We start from the raw sequence: 20,155 nt of genomic DNA on the forward strand, positions 1-20,155 counted from the left end.
TTTTAAAATTCAACTACTTTTTTCAAAGTGATTATTTTAGCTTTCACCGTTACTTGATGGAAGGGTTCTACATTCTACTCGTCTCGTTTTTTTGTAACTGTAGCTGTAAAAAAACGTGAATGAAGGATTAAGAGGAATTAAAAAGTATACTTTTCATTTTATTTTATGCGACTTTTTTCTTTGTCTAATTGATTAATTGCCTTTTTTGGTACCTCAGATTTAGAAATTTCTATCCAGCTGATGACGCCTTTTCTAGGATTGACTTTCAGTTTTAAATAAGCATTTAATTTTAGTGGTTTTATTCGAGTTTCCTTTAAAATCACCCGTTTATATTTGCCTTTTTTTGTATAAGCTGATTGCACGTACGTGTAACGTTTCACGTCACGAGTATCGTAGTTTTTTTCGGTTGTTTTATCTCCAAGTGTAATGATTTTTGTATAATAAATTGTTCCTCCGTAAAAATAATGATATGCAGCAAAACTTCCACTAATGAAGACAACGAGTATAACGAGCAAGGTGATAAGTTTTTTCATTTTTCTTTTCCCTCTTCCCTCTTTTCTTTTTTCTCTATTATTTCTTATTTTTTTTGCTTCGTCTATAAAACAAATAAATTTTTATAAATAATTTTTTTCTTTACTTTTTATTTCTTAAGTGTGTTTTGAAAACAGTAGTGAGAGGTAAAATCATACGATGTCTTGTAAAGCGAGGCGGAAAAAAAGAGCTAAAATTTACAAGAGATTGATTAAAAGTTGAATGAGATAACTTTCGTAAATGTTAAAGAGAAATCTACGTGCATTGGAGAAAAGGAGTGCAGTATTAAAAATAGCATGTGTAAGGAATGAAAAAAACTCTAAGTAAGTGTCAGCTAAGCCATTTAGCTGCGTTAATTTTGAGGAGAGTCAGTGATGAACATTAAAAAAATAGTACGCAATGGATTAAAACGCTTAGGAAAAATGCATGTTTTTCATTATTGAGCATGAAATTTTATTTGAAAGGAAAAAAGGGGAATGAAATTTAGTGAAGAACTAAAAATTGATTCAGAGGCTCTATGGAACTTATATGCTTTTCTGTGGGATGGTCTGCGTATACGGATGAATTTCAGCGATTAGTAAAGGGAATTTTTCAGTCACTAAAAGTGATTACTGTCTGGCACGACCAAGAGTTGATTGGAATTATTCGTAGTGTAGGGGAGGAGAAACTATTGGTTCGACAAAAAGTTTTATTAACGTAAGGAAGGACCAAATAATTTGATTTTGTTTCGATTGATTGTCATAAAATTGTTTGCTGCTATAAAGAGTATTAATTCTTAAATGAACTGTTTGAATTTATTATTGTTTAGGGGCTTGTTTTTCGATAGAGGAGATATTTTTACAATAAGAGCTCTGAGTTGACTTTGACCAACTTTGACGTATAATATAAGTTGTTCAGTACTTACAAAAAGTAAGTTGAACAGATTTTTTTTGAAATGTAACAAAAGAGTCTATAATAAATATTAATGAGCGTTATAAAGCTCTAAATTATTAGGAGGTTTGTTAATTATGGCAAAAGAACACTATGACAGAAGTAAACCACACGTAAACATTGGAACCATTGGACACGTCGATCATGGTAAAACTACGTTGACTGCTGCAATTACTACAGTATTAGGTAAAAAAGGCTTAGCAAATCCTCAAGATTATGCCAGTATTGATGCAGCCCCAGAAGAACGTGAACGTGGAATTACAATTAACACTGCCCATGTAGAATATGAAACAGATAAACGCCATTATGCGCATATCGATGCACCGGGACATGCTGATTATGTAAAAAATATGATTACTGGTGCTGCACAAATGGATGGGGCAATCTTAGTTGTTTCTGCAACAGACGGGCCAATGCCGCAAACGCGTGAACATATTTTATTATCTCGTCAAGTTGGGGTAAAATACTTGATTGTATTCTTGAATAAAATAGATTTAGTTGATGACGAAGAACTAATTGATCTTGTAGAAATGGAAGTGCGCGAATTATTAAGTGAATATGGTTTTCCAGGTGACGATACACCTGTTATTAAAGGTTCTGCATTAAAAGCATTGCAAGGTGATGCAGAGGCTGAGGCTGCAATTATGGAATTGATGGATACGGTGGATGACTATATTCCAACACCTGAACGTGATACAGATAAGCCATTATTGTTACCGGTAGAAGATGTCTTTTCAATTACTGGACGGGGGACGGTAGCTTCTGGGCGTATTGATCGAGGGGCTGTTCGAGTGGGAGATGAAATTGAAATTGTTGGGATCAAACCAGAGACACAAAAAGCAGTTGTGACTGGAGTAGAAATGTTCCGTAAAACGTTAGATTATGGAGAAGCAGGAGATAACGTGGGTGTATTATTGCGTGGAATCCAGCGAGATGATATTGAACGTGGACAAGTGATTGCTAAACCGGGTTCTATTACACCGCATACGAAATTTAAAGCAGAAGTTTATGTGTTGACGAAAGAAGAAGGTGGACGGCACACGCCGTTCTTCAATAACTATCGTCCGCAATTTTATTTCCGTACAACAGACGTTACGGGAACGATTACCTTACCAGAAGATACAGAAATGGTTATGCCGGGCGATAATGTAACGATCGAAGTAGAATTGATCCATCCAATCGCTGTTGAAAATGGAACGACGTTTTCGATTCGTGAAGGCGGACGTACTGTTGGTTCAGGTATCGTTACGCAAATCGAAGCATAAAAAAGCGCTCTAAAATATAGGGTACTATCAGATTGCTATAAACGATGGACTTATTAATTAGAAAGTGTGGACAATTCTTTATTTTTAAGAATTGTCCACACTTGTTTGTTGCTAAAAAAAGAGGAGGGGGCATTAAACTTTAAATCAGCAGATAGTTATTGACTAGTGAAAACCATCTATCAATTAAAATTTTTATTTTTGAAGAGACGGCTACCATCAAGAATTGTATTTTTTGTTTAACTAATAGTAAGGTAAGATATATATAAATAGTTTGAATAGTTTCAACAATTTTAAAAGACATAAAGAAAATTGTCCATTTTTTTAAACATCCATCGTGTGTTTCAACAGTTCTTTCTTTTAAAAGCAATGAAAAATATATGCAAAAAAATCTACTTTGTCACTTTTACTTTTAAAAAGACTACATGACCAAGAACAAAATGTTTTCTTAAACTTGAGTCTTCAATTGTGTAGTCAATTTTACGCACGAAAAAGAAAGTTTTGGTTCCTATTTTCTTCTTATCCATCTTTTTAAACCACGTCTTTTATTTGATGAAGGTTCCACAGACGCATTGTCAATAATTAGCAATGCAATCATAACGTAGGCAATCCAGCTGCTTCTAGAATATAAAGTATAACGTGAAACCCAATTCGTAGCATATTTGCTTTTGTATTCTCTAAGTCCATGAAAAGAGTAAAAATGTGAGCCAAATTCATAAACGAGATAAGCAATTCTCTCTTGTAAAAAACTTTTTCTGGAAGTTCCTACATTGGATAAAGGAGCCATGCCAAGGTTGAACCAATGTATTTTTTTTTCTTTCATATAGTTAAATAAATGTAAGAATAAGAAATCCATACTACCAGAAGGAGCTTTTTTAGGATCATAGCGCATTAAATCGATTGTTCCTATTTGATTGTTGGTATAAGTAGGCATAATCGTAGCAAAGGCAACAATTTCTTCTTGATCGTTTTTTACGACTGCAATTGGTGCTCGCTGTAAATAATCTTCAGAGAAAAAGCCTAATGAAAAGCCTTTTTCTTTTCGTGAACCTAGCCAATTGTCAGAAATAGTTTTAAATATAACCATTTGTTCAGCAGAAAACGGTGGTTGTAAGACATCAAAAGTAAAACCTTCTCGTTCGATCCGATTTAAGACTGCACGAGTACCTTTCATTTTTTTTCCTGAAGTTGTGAAATGATTTAAGTTTACATAGGCTTCTTCTCCCATTTTAATAAAGTCATAGCCAAATTCATGTAAGATCATCACCATTTCTTCGCTGGTCTCATAAAAGACTGGTAAGTAACATAAACGATCCGTTTCTTCAATGAATGCTTCAATTGCTGCCGGAAAATCTTCTTTTTTTCCGGAAGGATCTCCCATTACGATGCACTTGTTGTTATAACAAGAAAACTGTAACATCACCGTTTCAACTTGGTCTTTTTCATAAATAAACATTCGTTTATCTTTTAAGAAAATCAACTGACTATCTGAATTTCCCCCAAATGTATTTAGCAGCGTGGACGCTTTTTCCTCGTTAAAAGTTTCACCGACTTGCTGTTTTTTTCCTTGTAAAAAGCGGACAAAAAGGATGATGATAAAACTTACTGCAATGATGGCCAGTAAACCAGACAACCAAATCTTTTCAGAGGGAAATAAAAAGAATGAAATAAAATAATGCTTTCGATGAGGAAAAGTAGGCAAATTATAGACACCAATGATGATATAAAGTAGCGATAGGGCCCCGATGATTCCTCCGTCGATTGTCAGCCATTCCCAAGAATAAATGATTTGTTCGCGAAAAAGTTCGTTTTTAGAAGCGAAGACGATTAACAAAAGCACCAACAAAAATATAATTGCTGTAATGCTAAAATCAATGATTGTTACATATGCACATGCAAGAAAAATCAATGAAATGGTTGGCCAATAAGCTCTTTTGACTCTAGCAGCAATTCCGCGTCCCATGATCACAAATAAAAAACCTAATAAAATACTCGGAAATTGCATAATAAGATGGAGTCTCAATGGATTTAGACTGTGCAGCCAGCGAAATTCTGTAAAAGCTTGCGGGATAGTCGCGGAAAGAACCAGCATGATCCCTGAAAAATATAAAAGGATGACAACGATTTTATGAGCTAGCTCGGTGGCAAGTTGTTTTGGAATTCCAGAGTAGCGTTGGTCGAAAGTTGAACCAATCGTTTTAAAGAAAAAGATAATTCCGATCAAAAATGGAATAATATAATAAAATACACGATATAGCAAAATCCAAACGACTACTGTTTCTTTTGGAACACCGATGGCGGATAACCCAATGATCATCATAATATCAAAACTTCCAATTTCACCGGGAATCATTGATACAATTCCGATAACTGAAGCAGCAATAAACAACGGAATGGTTTGCCACAAATCGACGTTAATATCCATAAGCGAACCTACTGCAAGAAAAGTAAATAAGACGCCAGACCATTCTAAAACTGAAACAAAAAGTAATTGACATTGTGTTTTTAAAGAAAGTCCGCCAATATATCCATCTTTTTTCAACGTAGTAACAAGAAAGACAATGGGAAAGTATAAGCCACCGCCAATTAACCAAATCCAATATTGTTTAATAAAAGGCGAAACAGGAGTAAAAAAAACCATAAAAAAGGAAATTAAGCTGTAGATAGAAAGACCAGCCATTAAAAATAAAAATATTTTGGATAAAGCCTGCATGAGCTGTTTGCTGTTTTTTTTATGGCCGTATAATTCAGATCGCAAACCGATACTGACAAAGCCACCGAATCCTGCGACGTTATTGATGGTATTGATCAACCAACTTGTTTCAAATAGATAATTTTTTTTAGGTTTTTGACCCAATAACTGATTGAGGATGATGTCATAACCAATCATTGGCAAAACTGATAATAAACCGATAAGCAGCATCAAAACTGTCTTCCACACGGGAATTGTTTCAAATGTTGCGGCTAATTGTTCTGCCGATAATGTTTTTCCTATTCGAATCAATTCGCTTATGATAATCACGATTACTGAAATTAAAAATATCGTTTTAAAGAGACCGAGATGGTTCTTTACCCATTGCAAGGTTTGCTTTAACAAAAAATCACCTACTATTCTTTTTTATTCAGACAAAAAATCAAGAACTTCTTGATTGAAACGTCGTGGATCTTTTCTGGCTAATTGATGTCCTTGTTCTTTTACGAGAACAAAAGAAGCATTAGGAATCGTTTTTGCCAAATATAGAGAGTGTTTCAATTTGATAACATCTTTTTTTCCTACAATGATCAGCGTTTTGCATTGAATTTTTTCTAAATCAGCAGTCGAAAGACCAATATCTGTTAGTAATAATTTGATCACCAATAAATTTTTTTTAAAGGAAGGGCAAACTAAAGAGAATAGCCACATGCCCATGTAATGCAAATAACTAAGAAATCTAGCAGAAAACAATACTCCCTTAACTAAGGTATTCCCTGAATTTAGTATCAGTCGTTGTACTTTTTCAGGATAATAACTTGAAAAGACTAAGGCGAGATTTGCTCCATCACTAAAGCCAAGAATGTTCGCTTTTTTAATCCTTTCTATTCGCATGATGGTGTAAAGGTCTTGTGCCATTAAACGAAAAGACAGCGTATTGGCTTGATTCGTTGAGCGACCATGACCACGACTATCAATGAGATAAACGGTATAAAATTGTTTAAAGACAGGTACTTGTTCTGAAAAAAAGCGACTGCTGCCATCATTTCCATGAAGCAAAAAAAGTGGTGCGCCGCTCCCAATTTTTTCATAATAAATTTGTGTTCCATCAGTCATTTTTGCATATTTCTTTTCTTTTTTCACATAATCACCTACTGCTTAAAGTATAACGATAATTCTCCTATAAGAGCAATTGTTTTTCTCAAAAAACAGCGATCAATTTCGTAAGATAGCAAAAATATTTAAAAATTTCATTTTTTATTAAGGAAAGTAGTAAAAACTTACTAAGAAATAGCCAAGAGCGGCAATACATAGTAAGATAAAAAAAGACGTCAAAATAACTAGGTGAATGTTTATGAAGAAAAAAAGAAAATCTGTTTTTCAGAAAATACTCTCTGTATTCGTTGTGATTGTGACTGCCGGGCTATTAATTTTTCTAGGAAAGACCTATCAATCCATCAAACGTGTAGAAAAATATCAACCAGAAATAACAGCAGCTGTTAAAAAATATCAGATGGAGAAGTATGAATCGTTAGTAAAGGCAATTATTCTGACTGAGTCAAAAGGAAAAGGTGTAGATTTGATGCAAAGTTCAGAAAGTACCTATGGAAAAGCAAGTATGATTGATCAACCGAAAAACAGCATCAATCAAGGCGTAAAATATTTAGCAGAAATGATTAAAGAAGCGAAAAAACAAGGATGTGATCTCAGTACGGCCATTCAATCCTATAATTTTGGTAAAGATTATATTGTGTATGTTAAGAAACGCGGTGGAATAAATACATTGGAAATAGCAGAGGAATATTCAAAAGATGTATTAAGTCCATTATTAGGAAATGAAGAAAAAACAACTTATCGCTATTGGCGAATTCAATCGCTGCTTTATAATGGTGGATATCTCTATCATAATGGCGGCAACATGTTTTATTCAAAAGTAGTAAGTGTGAATGAAGATTTCATTGATTTATACGAGAAAATATGGAAATAAGGTTTGAACAAGTAAACTGAACAGATTTAAGCGTTCTTTGCGGATTCTAAGTGTTAAAACCAATGAAAAAAAGAGCTCTCTTTGTTACATGTTTTCTTTTTTCCTCAATTAGTTGATAGTACAAAATAGGATGAATGGTAGGAAAAATAGACCAAATTACGCGCTCTTTTTTTAAGAATGTGCTACTCTTTCATAGAATTTTACAACCTTTCGTGTATCAGAGCTTTGAACGAGTGAGCAATAAAAAACATGGTTCAAAGAAATTCGGTTAAAAAAGAGTCGAACTAGCATCAGAATTTTTTAAGCAGTATAAATTTATAAAAAATGTGTTGTTTTTAACGGTAGAAGAAGCTAGACTTAAAGATGTTGATTATTTTTTGAAAGTTGGCGAAAAATGGAGAATAAAGAAATAAAAGGACTTACTCAGAAAGAAGTGAATCAAAAAATTGCTTATGGTCAACAAAATGACTATCAAGAGGATGCCTCGAAAAGTACGAAGCAAATCTTTAGCGATAACATCCTAACATTATTTAATTTTTTGAATTTTGGTATCGGAGTATGTTTGCTATTTGTAGGTGCTTACTCCAATATGGCTTATCTTGCTATAATTGTAGTAAATATTGTTATTGGTATTTACCAAGAAGTACATGCAAGAAATCTAGTAAGAAAACTGTCAATTGTTTCGCAATCAGAAGTTCGAGTCATTCGTGATGGTAAAGAACAGTCAATTGCAACAAAAGAATTAGTTTTGGATGATATTGTTAAAATTGGAGCTGGAGAACAGATACCGTCTGATCTACAAGTGATTTCGGGGCGTGCCGAAGCAAATGAAGCATTATTAACAGGTGAATCAGATTTAATCGTAAAAACAGCCGGCGACGAATTACTCTCTGGTAGTTTTTTAACAAGCGGATTAGTCTTTGCAAAAACAATTCGTGTTGGGGCAGATAATTATGCGGTTCAATTGACTAGTGAAGCAAAAACGCATAAAGCAATTCACTCAGAACTGGTGGATTCGATTCGAAAAGTTTCAAAATTTACTAGTTTTGTTATCATTCCGCTAGGAATTATTTTATTTTTAGAAGCGCTGTTTATTCGAGACGCTTCTATTAAGGTTTCTGTCATTGCTTCAGCAGCGGCTTTACTAGGAATGCTTCCTAAAGGGTTGGTTCTTTTGATTAGTATTGCACTGACTACTGGTGTGACTAAATTAGCCAAAAAAAGGATTTTAGTACAAGATATGTATTCTATTGAAACTCTCGCTCACGTAGACACCCTTTGTTTAGATAAAACAGGGACAATTACGGAAGGAAAAATGAGTATTCAACATGTAGAAGCACTTCATTCAGAATATGAAAAAGCAATTCCGGAAATTATGGGTACTTATCTGGCAGAAAGCAGTGACAATAATCTTACGATGCAAGCGCTCAGAGAGTATTTTGATTTATCCAATCGCTATAACGTCACGAAAAAATTAGCTTTTTCTTCGGATCGAAAGTGGGGAGCAATGGAATTTCCTGAATTAGGTGTGATCTATATTGGAGCGCCTGAACGCTTAGTTGAAACAAAACGATTGCCAGAAAGTTTAAGAGCAGCTCAAGCGAAAGGATATCGCGTATTAATGTTAGGAGTCGCTGCTGGCCAACCATTAACTGAAGAAGCCCCTCAAGGAGTCGAACCCATTGCTTTATTTGAAATTGATGATCCTATTCGTAAAAATGCAGAAGAAACTTTGACTTATTTGCATGCAGAAGGGGTGGACTTAAAAGTCATTTCAGGTGACAATCCGTTTACTGTTTCAAATATTGCTCGACGTGCGGGGTTGCCCAATTATGATGCCTACATCGATCTTTCAACTGTGACGCAAGAAGAAGACGTTCGCAAATCTGCACATCAATATACGGTATTTGGTCGAGTTAGTCCTCAACAAAAAAAAATCCTAGTAAATGAATTAAGAAAAAGCGGGCGTACAGTCGCGATGACAGGTGATGGTGTCAATGATGTTTTGGCATTACGAGAAGCAGATTGTAGTATTGCAATGGCTGAAGGAGATGGAGCAACACGACAAATTGCCAATTTAGTATTGCTGGATTCTGATTTTACTACTTTGCCAGAAGTCCTATTTGAAGGACGACGTGTAGTCAACAATGTCACGAAAGTGTCAGGAGTTTTCTTCATTAAGACGATTTATTCCTTCGTTTTATCCATTTTATGTGCGATAACTGCAATAGGATTTCCATTTATTCCTATCCAAATCACTTTGATTGATTTAGCGATTGAAGGATATCCTTCTTTCTTCTTATCATTTGAACAAGATAAAAGGAAAATTACCTATCGTTATCTTCCAACTGCTTTAATTAATGCTTTACCAAATGCTTTATTAGTTGTATTGAATATTGCAGTTGTTTATATGTTAGGAAAAGTTTTGCCTTTTACGTTCTTACAAACAACGACTTTAATGTATTATTTATTAATTGGAATTAGTTGTATGGCAGTAATCAAGGCTTGTTATCCTTTTAATTCGTTACGTATTTTTTTGGCAATTACGACTGTTATCGGTATCTATGTAGCCGCTATGCTTTTTTATCATTTATTAGAAGTTAATCTCGGATTAGGAACAGCATGGCCATACTTTATAGGAATTATGTTCATGAACATTTTGCTGCGACTCCTTTATTGGAAAGCTAACATTCAAGATTATCTATTAGATAAGTTTGCAACAGCGAGATGATCCGTGAGCATAGAAGAAGTAGGAGAAGAAAAAGGATTATACTTGAAAAAAGACAGAATTATGATAAAATGAAATACGTATAATTGTGTCCTTTAAAATCGCACTGATATCCGTTAGTGCGATTTTTTACCGGTTATTCTCCTGAGGCCTCTTTCAAACAGATGCCAATTAGTTCTTACGGGGGGTGAAAGAATGGCTCGGCGAATTCCTCAAGAAGTTATCGAAAATATTCGTGGTCAAACGAATATCGTTGGAGTAATTGGACAATACGTTCAATTAAAAAAGTCTGGCAAGAACTATTTAGGCTTGTGTCCGTTTCACGAAGAGCGAACGCCTTCTTTTTCAGTTGCTGAAGATAAACAGATTTTTCATTGCTTTGGTTGTGGAAAAGGAGGGAATGTTTTTACATTTCTTCAAGAATTAGAAGGACTTAGTTTCCCAGAAGCGGTAGTAAAAGTGGCTGATTTTGAGCAAATTCCATTAGAAGAACAGTGGCGAAAACAAACTTTCCCTTTAGAGATGAGTGATTCCATCAATGGGAAGTTGATGGCGGCGCATGAAAAAGCTGAAGATATTTATCATCACATGCTACTTCATACAAAAGTAGGAGAGCAAGCGTTAAATTATTTATTGCAACGAGGATTAACGCTAGAAGTAATTGAAGAATTTAAGATAGGGTTTGCGCCAAATGAACGAGCATTTTTGAAACAAGTATTTCAACAAGAACCGTACGACCAAAAAGTTTTGGAACGCTCGGGTCTGTTTATTTTACATGAAGATGGTAAACTATCTGATCGTTTTTATCAACGAGTGATGTTTCCGATTCATAATCCTCAAGGAAGGACGATTGGTTTTTCTGGACGATGGCTTGCGTCGAAAAATGGAAGAGAAAAAGATCAACCCAAATATTTGAATAGTCCTGAAACGGAGTTGTTCAATAAAAGACAGCTGTTGTTTAATTTAGATAAGGCGCGGAGTGCGATTCGAAAAAGCGGTGAGATGCTGTTATTTGAAGGATTTATGGATGTGATTGCAGCTTGGCAAGCGGGCATAAAAAATGGCATAGCTTCCATGGGAACAAGCTTAACGAATCAACAGATCCAGCATATTGAGCGATTAACGAAAGAACTGGTTTTTTGTTATGATGGCGATAAAGCGGGTTTTGAGGCGACAAACAGAGGAATTGAGTTGCTCAGACAAACGAGTCGACTGCCGTTGTCGATTATTATTTTTCCAGAAAGACTTGATCCGGATGAATATTTACGCAAGTATGGAAATGATTCGTTTCATGAATTGATTTCTCATGGTCGTGAAACAGTCTTTACTTTTAAGTGCCGTTATTTGAAACAAGAAAAAAATTTAGAAAATGAAAAAGATAAAATTGAATATTTAGAAGAAGTAATAAAGGAACTTAGTCAGGTAGTTTCACCGATTGAACAAGATATGTATCTTTCACAGTTGTCTGTTGAATTTCACGTTAGTCGAGAAACCATGCAAAAACAATTACGTGAACTTCGCAGAAAAAATCAAACGAAGCAATTCGAACACTCAAGGGTAGTAAAACCACAGATTTCACGATCTATAGTAACAAAAAAAAGACCGTTAACGCAGGTGGAAAAAGCAGAGCAAATGCTTTTATATCGTGTGTTTAAGGAAATTTCTGTTCGCAATTTTCTTAAAGAACAGCAGTTTCAGTTTGCTCATGATACATACGCAGAAATTTATTTTTTATTTGATGCGTTTGTATCCCAACAGGAAGAATTTAAACTTGCAGATTTTTTAGACTTTTTGCAGGATGATAATTTAAGGCGTTTAGTGGTGGAAATTGAGTACTTGCGTGTAGCAGAAGAAAGCTCGCCAAGAGAAATCCAAGATTTGTTGCGTGTAATTGGTCATTCTAGTTTAGCTGAGGAAATAGCAATAAAAAAGCAACAGCAGCAAGAAGCCAGAAGGACTGGCAACAAACAATTAGAATTGGAATTGACAATTGAAATCATGAATTTAATAAAACAGTTAAAACAAGCCGAGTAGCTACTCAAGGGGGGCCTTCTTTTATGGCAAATGTAACAGAAAATAAAAAGTACGAAGCAGCACTAGCAGCTTTTATCAAAGAAAATAAACCAAAAAGGCAAGTAGTATATGATGATCTTTCAAATAAACTGGCAACACCATTCACATTGAATGCAGACGAAATGGATAAATTGATTCAACAAGTGGAAGATGCGGGGATCAGTGTGGTTGATGAAAATGGTGATCCATCCATCTATAGTTTAAGAAATGCAGAAAAAAAAGCAGAGCAAGCTAAAACAGATGATTTATCTGCGCCAACTGGAGTAAAAATCAACGATCCAGTTCGTATGTATTTAAAAGAGATTGGCCGTGTGTCCCTTTTAACTGCGGAAGAAGAAGTAGCGTTAGCTTTAAAAATCGAAGAAGGTGATCAAGAGGCAAAACAACGTTTAGCTGAAGCAAACCTTCGTTTGGTGGTTAGCATTGCGAAAAGATATGTCGGTCGTGGCATGCAGTTTCTTGATTTAATCCAAGAAGGAAATATGGGACTAATGAAGGCTGTTGAAAAATTTGATTATCGTAAAGGGTTTAAATTCTCTACTTATGCAACGTGGTGGATCAGACAGGCAATCACGCGTGCGATTGCTGACCAAGCTCGTACAATTCGTATTCCTGTACACATGGTAGAGACGATCAACAAATTGATTCGCATTCAACGTCAGTTGTTGCAAGATTTAGGAAGAGAACCGACACCAGAAGAAATTGGTGCAGAAATGGATCTTCCTACAGAAAAAGTACGAGAAATACTAAAAATTGCGCAAGAACCAGTTTCTTTGGAAACTCCTATCGGTGAAGAAGATGATTCTCATCTTGGAGATTTTATTGAAGATCAGGAAGCAACAAGTCCGGCAGAACATGCAGCCTATGAATTATTGAAAGAGCAATTAGAAGACGTGTTAGATACGCTAACTGATCGTGAAGAAAATGTTCTTCGCTTGCGTTTTGGATTAGATGATGGACGCACAAGAACTCTTGAAGAAGTAGGAAAAGTTTTTGGGGTGACTCGCGAACGTATCCGACAGATTGAAGCAAAAGCATTAAGAAAGCTACGTCATCCATCACGTTCCAAACAGTTAAAAGATTTCTTAGAGTAAACTAAAAGGGTTGTCTGAAGAGTTTTTTATTGTTGAAAAGTTGGAGATAAAATATCCTCAAAAAATGTATGCTCAAAGATTATAAAGTTTTCAATTGAACGGGTATAAGCCGAGATTTACGAAAATTGTTTTTCAAATTTTTGTGAATTTTGGCTTATTTTTGAAGCAAACTTAAGAAAAAAGTGTATTTTTATTCTACTTTATATAAAAAGTAAAAGAATAGGGAAAGCATTTACTTTTTTGTAAATAGCGAGTTGTGGAAGAAACAATTAAACGAAACGTTCTGAAAATCTTAGGGCAATTGATTTATTTTTAGAAATTTCTTTTGAATGGATAATTTGATGGCAATAGCCTATTGGCGAAAGTTTCAGAATATGGTAGATTAAAGGGTAGCGTAAACCTAACAAAAGGAGCCGATCACTAAGTGATAAAAAAATGTCCAACGTGTGGATCGGAAAAAATTCAAGGAGAGTTAATCTGCCCCGATTGTGGTCATCAAATCCAAGAAGACGATCAACACACGAGTGAAGAAAAAAAGAATCTTGATCAAATGGATTCTTCAAAAGAAGTTTTTCCAGATACGGAATTAAATGATCCAATTGAATGGTCAGAATTAACTGATTTGCCATTGGAGTCGGTGATGGAGTTGTTTAAAGAGGATTCAACTGTTAATGAAGAGCAAAAAACAGATCAGAAAAGTATTAGCGAGACAAATACAATTGCAAATCAAAAGCATGTAAGTAAAATTGAAGAAACAAATTTGAAGGAATCAGTTGAAGCGCCGCCTGAAAATGAAATAAAAACGAAACAGCAAAAGCAAGTCGCAGATTTGAAAGAGTTTGTTGATCAAGAAAACGAAAATTCTATTTTATCTGCATACATTAAGGCACATAGAGAGGATACAACTGAAGAGCATGCAGAAGAATTAATGCGGATGATCAAAGAAGAGCTTGTTTCTAAAGCTTCAAAAGAAGCACATTCTCAACAGATAAAACTAGCAGTGAATCGGACAGAATCGAATTCTGAGCAAGAAAAAAAGGTGGGATCAAAAGCACGACGTGACTTACTCAAACCGTCTTCTCAAGTTGATAAAGATACAAGAAGTAACAAAACGGAAAAACTCGTAGAGCCAAATGATACAGTGGAGTCAACTGATAAAAAGAGAAACAGCTTAACCAAAGAATCGCAAATAAAGATAGAAGAAGCTGAAAATTTTTCTTCAGTAGAAAGAAAAAGCGAGAAGGCTGCTCCTATTTTGGAAAAGGACTATTCGCAAACGGACTCAAAGAAATTCTCTGATGAAGCAAGTTGTGGCGGAAATTTATCTTCTGAGGAAGAACACTCAGACGAGCCAAACAATGATTTATTGATGAAAGAAACGAAGCCAACGGAATATGTTGCGTCAGAAATATTGCCGAAGAAGTCAAAAAAAGGGCTGTATATTACTTTAGGGGTTGCCTTATTGTTTGGGCTTGGGGGATGGGCTTATTATGATCATTATCAGAATGTTCAAGCTCAAATTGTCGCTCAAGAAGAGGCACAAAAACGAAAAGTGACAAAGTTAAGTCAAGCGTTGGCTGCTTTTTATACGGACGATTCTCGTCAGTTTATTTATACTTCTATGATCAATCAAGATTTATCTAAGCTCCGAATTTCTTTAAATGAAGTAAAAAAGGCAAAAGAATATACTGAACTAGTAAAAATTTATCAGGATATCCAAACAAAAATCAAAGAGATTCAACGAATCAATGAGTTGTTTACCGCTCCTGTTATTTTAGACGATCATTTGGCTAAAGAACCTAAGCTAAAAGAAGATAGAAAAGTTCAATCAATGACAACAGTTGATACTGCTTTTGGTCAACTGATTAAACAAGCAGAAGAAGAGGCCGATAAACAATACAAGCAGCTACAAGTAGCTAAGGAAAAACTAAAAACTATCTACAATAATAAAGTAGACAACGTCACTAGAAAACAGTATGATGAAGTAAAAAATGAAGTAGCAAAAGTTAAAAACGAAAAATTAGCTGTTTCTTTAAACGATTCATTAAAAAAAGTAGAGGAACAGTTGACTGCAAAAGAAAAAAAGGAAGCACAACAAAAGGAAGAAGCAAGAAAAGCCAAAAAAGCGGTTGAAGAAGCTCGAAAAAAAGAAGAGGCTGTTCCACAAGCAGACGCACAGATTTTACAACAAACAAGAACTCCTTCTACTGTAAATTCAGGGAACCAACCCATTTTGTCAACTAGAGAAAGTGATGTCTCAGATACCGGAAATCCTGCTTGGAATTGGGCACCGGGAGTGAAACAACGTGTGATTGACACTTGTATTCAACGCGGGTATATCGTTGAAGGAGACTATACACTTGAAAAAGCTAGAATTGAAAATGGAGAAGGTTATTATAACCTTTATGCTACATCTACAAAATCTGCTTTAATGAATGGAATTGGCGAAAGTGCTTTGCCATTTTACATCGTGACAATTAATTGTAAAACGGGTTGGTTTGCTGGAAATGGGAGTCAATAACTTGTGTTTGTGTCGTATTTTTCTTAATACTCAGGCATAGTCTATTGGATATTTTGAATCAGAGGAGCGCCTAGTATGTTCCTTTGAATAAAATAGACATAAGCCTGAGTTTTTATTGTTGGCATAGAGCTTCATCTACTAATCAAAATAGACATTATGTTATGATAGCAAAGAAATCATCTTTCCTAAAAAAGGAGAAATAAAATGAATGAGTTATTAGCAACGATATTTACCGGCATGGTAATTGATGAAAATGAAAAAAATTATTTTGTTCAAAAAAACGGACAAACGTTTGGTCTAAGTAAAACAGAAGGTATACGTAAAATTGGAGAAGCTGTTGAAGGGTTTGGCTATCAAAATCAAAAACACGAAAACCGATTTACTACGATCCTTCCTAAAAGTCGAAGAGGTCATTACGCTTTTGGTACAGTCACTTCATCAAGAAAGGATTTAGGTGTTTTTGTCAATATTGGATTGACGGACAAAGACTTTGTGGTTTCGTTAGATGAATTACCAACAATGACAGAACTTTGGCCTAAAAAAGGTGATCGGTTGATGGTGTCTTTAAGAGTAGACGGGAAAAATCGTGTTTGGGGAAGTTTAGCAGATGAGAAAATTTTTCAATCGCTAAGTAAACGTGGCACGGAAGAATTGAAAAATAAAGAGATTTCTGGGATTGCTTATCGTTTGAAATTAACGGGAACGTATGTTTTAACGACAGATTTTTACATTGGATTTATTCATCCTTCTGAGCGTTATAAAGAGCCTAGATTGGGCGAACAAATAAATGGTCGAGTCATTGGAGTAAGAGCAGATGGCGTATTGAATCTTTCTTTAAAACCAAGAGCTCATGAAACAATTACAGAGGATGCCCAAATGATTTTAACGTTTATTGAACGTTCGGAAGATAAGCAAATTCCTTTCACAGATAAATCTGCTCCAGAAGAAATTATGAATGCGTTTGGTATTAGTAAAGGTGCTTTTAAACGTGCAATCGGTAATTTGCTGAAACAAGGGCTGATTGTACAAGAAGCAGGTGTAACCAGACGAATAAGAAAATCTAATTGAGAATGGCTTGCAAGTTTTCTTTTGCTCGTTTATAATAATTATAATTAAAAAAGAGATTTCTAGTTATTTAATTGTAATTATTATAAATTGTTGGGACTGAAAATATGGTTATGAATGCGATGGCAGTAATGAAAAAAACGAAGCAGCAGTTACATGAATCGGGATTTAAATTGACACCGCAAAGAGAAGCGACTTTACTTGTACTGTTAGAAAATGAAAAAGAACACTTATCTGCAGAAGAAGTATTCTTTTTAGTGAAAAAAAAGAGTCCGGAAATTGGTCTTGCCACCGTTTATCGTACGTTAGAGATATTAACTGATTTAAAGGTTGTTGATAAGGTAAATTTTAATGATGGTGTTGCACGCTACGATTTGAGAAAAGAAGGTGCAAAGCATTTTCATCACCATTTGTTGTGTTTAAAGTGTGGAACGATTGAAGAAGTTGAAGAAGACTTATTAGGCGAAGTCGAAGAGGTAGTAGAAAAAAGGTATCATTTTTTAGTTAAGGATCATCGTTTGACATTTCATGGTATTTGTAAGGAATGCTATATGAAAGAAAAAGAAAGTAAAACCGTCTGATTGATAGACGGCTTTTTCTTTGCTATCTGTAAAATAGACTATCGAAAATGAAAGTGATCTGATATGATAGAAGAACACGAGGTGGATTATTATGAAAGAAGAGATTGATGATTATCTTCACTATTTGACGATTGAACGTGGACTGTCACTAAATACTAGGAAAAGTTATGAACGAGATTTAGCGCAATACCTTCAATATTTAGAAGAAAATCACATTTCTTCTTGGCAGGCGGTTGATCGCTATGTCGTCATTCATTATTTAGAAAAACTGCATGGTGAAAATAAAGCACCGGCAACAGTCACAAGGATGATTACTAGCTTAAGAAGATTCCATCAATTCTTACGTCAAGAGCGAGTAACGGATCATGATCCGATGCAATACATTGATACACCAAAAAAAAGACAAAAATTACCAAGCACGTTGACGCTATCTGAAGTTGAGAGACTTATTGAAACACCAGATGTCACTAAAAATTTAGGACTCAGGGATCGAGCAATTCTTGAAGTGATGTATGCGACAGGGATGCGAGTGAGTGAATTGATCGGGTTAAAGTTAAGTGATCTTCATCTATCTCTTGGATTAGTGCAAACGGTCGGTAAAGGAGATAAAGAAAGAATCATTCCTTTAGGGGATTATGCGATTAGATGGGTGAAACGATATTTAGAAGAAGCAAGACCACTTCTTGTGAAAAATCCGAATGAAACGCATTTGTTTGTGAATCATCACGGAGCTGGATTGTCGCGGCAAGGTATTTGGAAGAATCTTAAGCAATTGGTACGTGAAGCAGGAATTAATAAAGAAGTGACGCCGCATACTTTAAGGCATAGCTTTGCAACGCATTTACTAGAAAACGGGGCGGATCTTCGCACGGTTCAAGAATTATTAGGACATGCTGATATATCTACTACTCAGATTTATACGCATATTACAAAGAAAAGAATGACGGATGTTTATAAGCAACATTTTCCAAGGGCGTAGTTATAGGAAGGTGAAAGAATGTTAACACATTATCGAAAAGAAAATCGTAAAATTGCAATGGGATTATTGAGTTTTCATAAGAAATTAACAGATAAAACTGATCTGCTCAAAGAAATTAATACGTATGAAACAGAAGAAGGATATGAACTTTTTTTCTTTACTCCAGAAGGTTCTACAAACATTCAAGGAATCATTGGAGTTTATTGGGGAGAAGACAAGAAATTAATTGTTCATGATGTTGCCTTAAATCCTTCTTATCGTGGGGATCAGATGGGTTTTCAAATGCTTGATGAACTTCAAGAAAAATATCCAGATTTTTTAATACAATCAACAGAAATTACCCAATCCTATTTAACAAAATGGAGCAATAGGAACAACAAGAAAGAGTGAGTAAGTTGATAGAAATTAGCATCAAATTAGATATATTTGAAGGACCGTTAGATTTACTTCTTCACTTAATTCAGCAGATGGAAATTGATATTTACGATATTCCTATTGCAGCGATTACCGAGCAATATATGAATTACATTCATACAATGAAAAAATTTGAGCTTGCTGTGGCGGGAGAATATTTTGTTATGGCGGCAACATTAATGGCGATTAAAAGTAAAACTTTATTACCTGTTCAAGAAATTTTAGTGGAAGAGGATGAGTATTGGGAAGAAGATCCTCGTGAGGAATTAGTGAATCAACTATTAGAATACCGAAAATATAAATATGCAGCCGAACAATTAATTGAAAAAGCGCAAGAAAGAAGCTTATACTACACAAAGGAACCTGTTTCATTAGCTAATTTCATAGGAAAAGAAAAAACTTTAAAGCGAGGACAAGTAAAAAAACTAGATTTATTTCAAGCAATGGAAAGAATTTTAGAACGAAAAAAATTTTCTAAAAAAGTAGAAAAGACTATTACACCAGATAATACGACGATTGAAGAGCGAATACTTTTTATTGAGGAGCGCCTCAATAAAAATGTTAAGGGATGCTCTTTTGATTCTTTCTTTGATGCTCCGACAAAAATAGAAGTTGTAACGACGTTTATGGCATTACTAGAAATGATGAAAAACGGTCGAATTATTGCACAGCAAAAAGGAAATTATGAATCAATTATGCTTTATCTAGTAGCAGGAGATACCAAAGATGATAAAACTAAGTGAACTTGAAGCGATTCTTTTTATCGTTGGCGAAGAAGGAATTAAACGGGAAGAAATCTGCTATCTTTTATCGATTGATAAAGAAGAAACACTGGCAGTATTAACGAGACTGAAAGAAAAATATGAAAATGATCCTTCCAGTGCTTTGCATGTTTTAGAAACAGAAGAACGGGTCATTTTGACGACGAAAAAAGAGTTAGCTCCCTTATTAAAACGTTATGCGCAAGGAACATCAAATATTTTATCGCAAGCGGCAGTTGAGACGTTAGCAATCATCGCATATAAGCAACCAATTACCCGTGTAGAAATCGAACAAATCCGTGGAGTTCAAGTTTCAGGGGCTGTGCAGCGGCTGACTGCTTATCGTTTAATTGAAGAAAAGGGTAGAGTAGATGGCCCTGGACGTCCGATTTTATATGGAACGACTCCTTATTTTTTAGATTATTTTGGACTTAAATCATTAAAAGATTTACCAGATATACAAGAAATGGAATATTCATCAGATGAAGAAGCTCCACTAGACTTATTCTTTGATGAAATGAATGAAAAGGAGTGATT

16 protein-coding genes are annotated in these 20,155 nt (G+C 34.9%); 13 read left to right on the forward strand and 3 right to left on the reverse strand.

Annotated elements, in window-relative coordinates; translation table 11 throughout:
- Window positions 1-158: 158 nt before the first annotated feature.
- Window positions 159-533, reverse strand: a complete 375-nt coding sequence (locus tag RV14_RS05570) for a YxeA family protein (RefSeq protein ID WP_071855308.1) — start codon at window positions 531-533, stop codon at window positions 159-161.
- A gap of 515 nt (window positions 534-1,048) precedes the next feature.
- Between RV14_RS05570 and RV14_RS05575 the strand changes: the two genes are divergently transcribed.
- Window positions 1,049-1,231, forward strand: coding sequence for a hypothetical protein (locus tag RV14_RS05575; protein ID WP_071855309.1), 183 nt, complete (start codon window positions 1,049-1,051; stop codon window positions 1,229-1,231).
- Window positions 1,232-1,538: 307 nt separating this feature from the next.
- Window positions 1,539-2,726 (forward strand): elongation factor Tu, encoded by a 1,188-nt coding sequence (gene tuf / locus RV14_RS05580; protein WP_071855310.1) that lies wholly within the window; start codon window positions 1,539-1,541, stop codon window positions 2,724-2,726.
- Between the two features lie 505 nt (window positions 2,727-3,231).
- On the opposite strand, the gene mprF is transcribed toward tuf, so the two are convergent.
- Window positions 3,232-5,820 (reverse strand): bifunctional lysylphosphatidylglycerol flippase/synthetase MprF, encoded by a 2,589-nt coding sequence (gene mprF / locus RV14_RS05585; RefSeq protein ID WP_071855311.1) that lies wholly within the window; start codon window positions 5,818-5,820, stop codon window positions 3,232-3,234.
- Window positions 5,821-5,841: 21 nt separating this feature from the next.
- Window positions 5,842-6,558, reverse strand: a complete 717-nt coding sequence (locus RV14_RS05590) for an alpha/beta fold hydrolase (RefSeq protein ID WP_071855312.1) — start codon at window positions 6,556-6,558, stop codon at window positions 5,842-5,844.
- Between the two features lie 211 nt (window positions 6,559-6,769).
- Here RV14_RS05590 and RV14_RS05595 point away from each other — a divergent pair, with 211 nt between their 5' ends.
- The 11 genes from RV14_RS05595 (at window position 6,770) to scpB (ending at window position 20,153) form a co-directional block, all read left to right on the forward strand.
- On the forward strand, window positions 6,770-7,402 hold the full coding sequence (locus RV14_RS05595; protein ID WP_071855313.1) for a lysozyme family protein: 633 nt from the start codon (window positions 6,770-6,772) through the stop codon (window positions 7,400-7,402).
- A gap of 394 nt (window positions 7,403-7,796) precedes the next feature.
- A complete protein-coding gene (locus RV14_RS05600) occupies window positions 7,797-10,133 on the forward strand; it encodes a cation-translocating P-type ATPase (RefSeq protein WP_071855314.1) in 2,337 nt (778 codons plus the stop codon).
- 192 nt (window positions 10,134-10,325) lie between these two features.
- Window positions 10,326-12,164, forward strand: a complete 1,839-nt coding sequence (gene dnaG / locus RV14_RS05605) for a DNA primase (protein ID WP_071855315.1) — start codon at window positions 10,326-10,328, stop codon at window positions 12,162-12,164.
- A 23-nt stretch (window positions 12,165-12,187) separates the two neighbouring features.
- Window positions 12,188-13,297 (forward strand): RNA polymerase sigma factor RpoD, encoded by a 1,110-nt coding sequence (rpoD, locus tag RV14_RS05610; RefSeq protein ID WP_071855316.1) that lies wholly within the window; start codon window positions 12,188-12,190, stop codon window positions 13,295-13,297.
- A gap of 424 nt (window positions 13,298-13,721) precedes the next feature.
- Entirely contained in the window at window positions 13,722-15,818 is a 2,097-nt protein-coding gene (locus tag RV14_RS05615; RefSeq protein ID WP_071855317.1) for a cell division site-positioning protein MapZ family protein, read from the forward strand.
- Between the two features lie 204 nt (window positions 15,819-16,022).
- Window positions 16,023-16,886 carry a CvfB family protein gene (locus RV14_RS05620; protein WP_071855318.1) on the forward strand — a complete coding sequence of 288 codons (864 nt, stop codon included), beginning with the start codon at window positions 16,023-16,025 and terminating at the stop codon, window positions 16,884-16,886.
- 104 nt (window positions 16,887-16,990) lie between these two features.
- Entirely contained in the window at window positions 16,991-17,464 is a 474-nt protein-coding gene (gene fur / locus RV14_RS05625) for a ferric iron uptake transcriptional regulator (RefSeq protein ID WP_071855319.1), read from the forward strand.
- A 91-nt stretch (window positions 17,465-17,555) separates the two neighbouring features.
- Window positions 17,556-18,443 carry a site-specific tyrosine recombinase XerD gene (gene xerD / locus RV14_RS05630; protein ID WP_071855320.1) on the forward strand — a complete coding sequence of 296 codons (888 nt, stop codon included), beginning with the start codon at window positions 17,556-17,558 and terminating at the stop codon, window positions 18,441-18,443.
- Window positions 18,444-18,461: 18 nt separating this feature from the next.
- Window positions 18,462-18,833, forward strand: coding sequence for an N-acetyltransferase (locus tag RV14_RS05635; protein ID WP_071855321.1), 372 nt, complete (start codon window positions 18,462-18,464; stop codon window positions 18,831-18,833).
- The gene (locus RV14_RS05640; protein WP_174544639.1) at window positions 18,830-19,600 is read left to right on the forward strand and encodes a segregation/condensation protein A; all 771 of its coding nucleotides are present in this window, start codon (window positions 18,830-18,832) and stop codon (window positions 19,598-19,600) included. Before RV14_RS05635 ends, RV14_RS05640 begins: the two co-directional genes overlap by 4 nt.
- Window positions 19,584-20,153, forward strand: coding sequence for an SMC-Scp complex subunit ScpB (gene scpB, locus RV14_RS05645; protein WP_071855323.1), 570 nt, complete (start codon window positions 19,584-19,586; stop codon window positions 20,151-20,153). Before RV14_RS05640 ends, scpB begins: the two co-directional genes overlap by 17 nt.
- The last annotated feature ends 2 nt before the right edge of the window (window positions 20,154-20,155 follow it).

The organism is Enterococcus ratti, from assembly GCF_001886195.1.
In the GTDB taxonomy this organism is placed as follows: Bacteria; Bacillota; Bacilli; order Lactobacillales; family Enterococcaceae; genus Enterococcus_B; species Enterococcus_B ratti.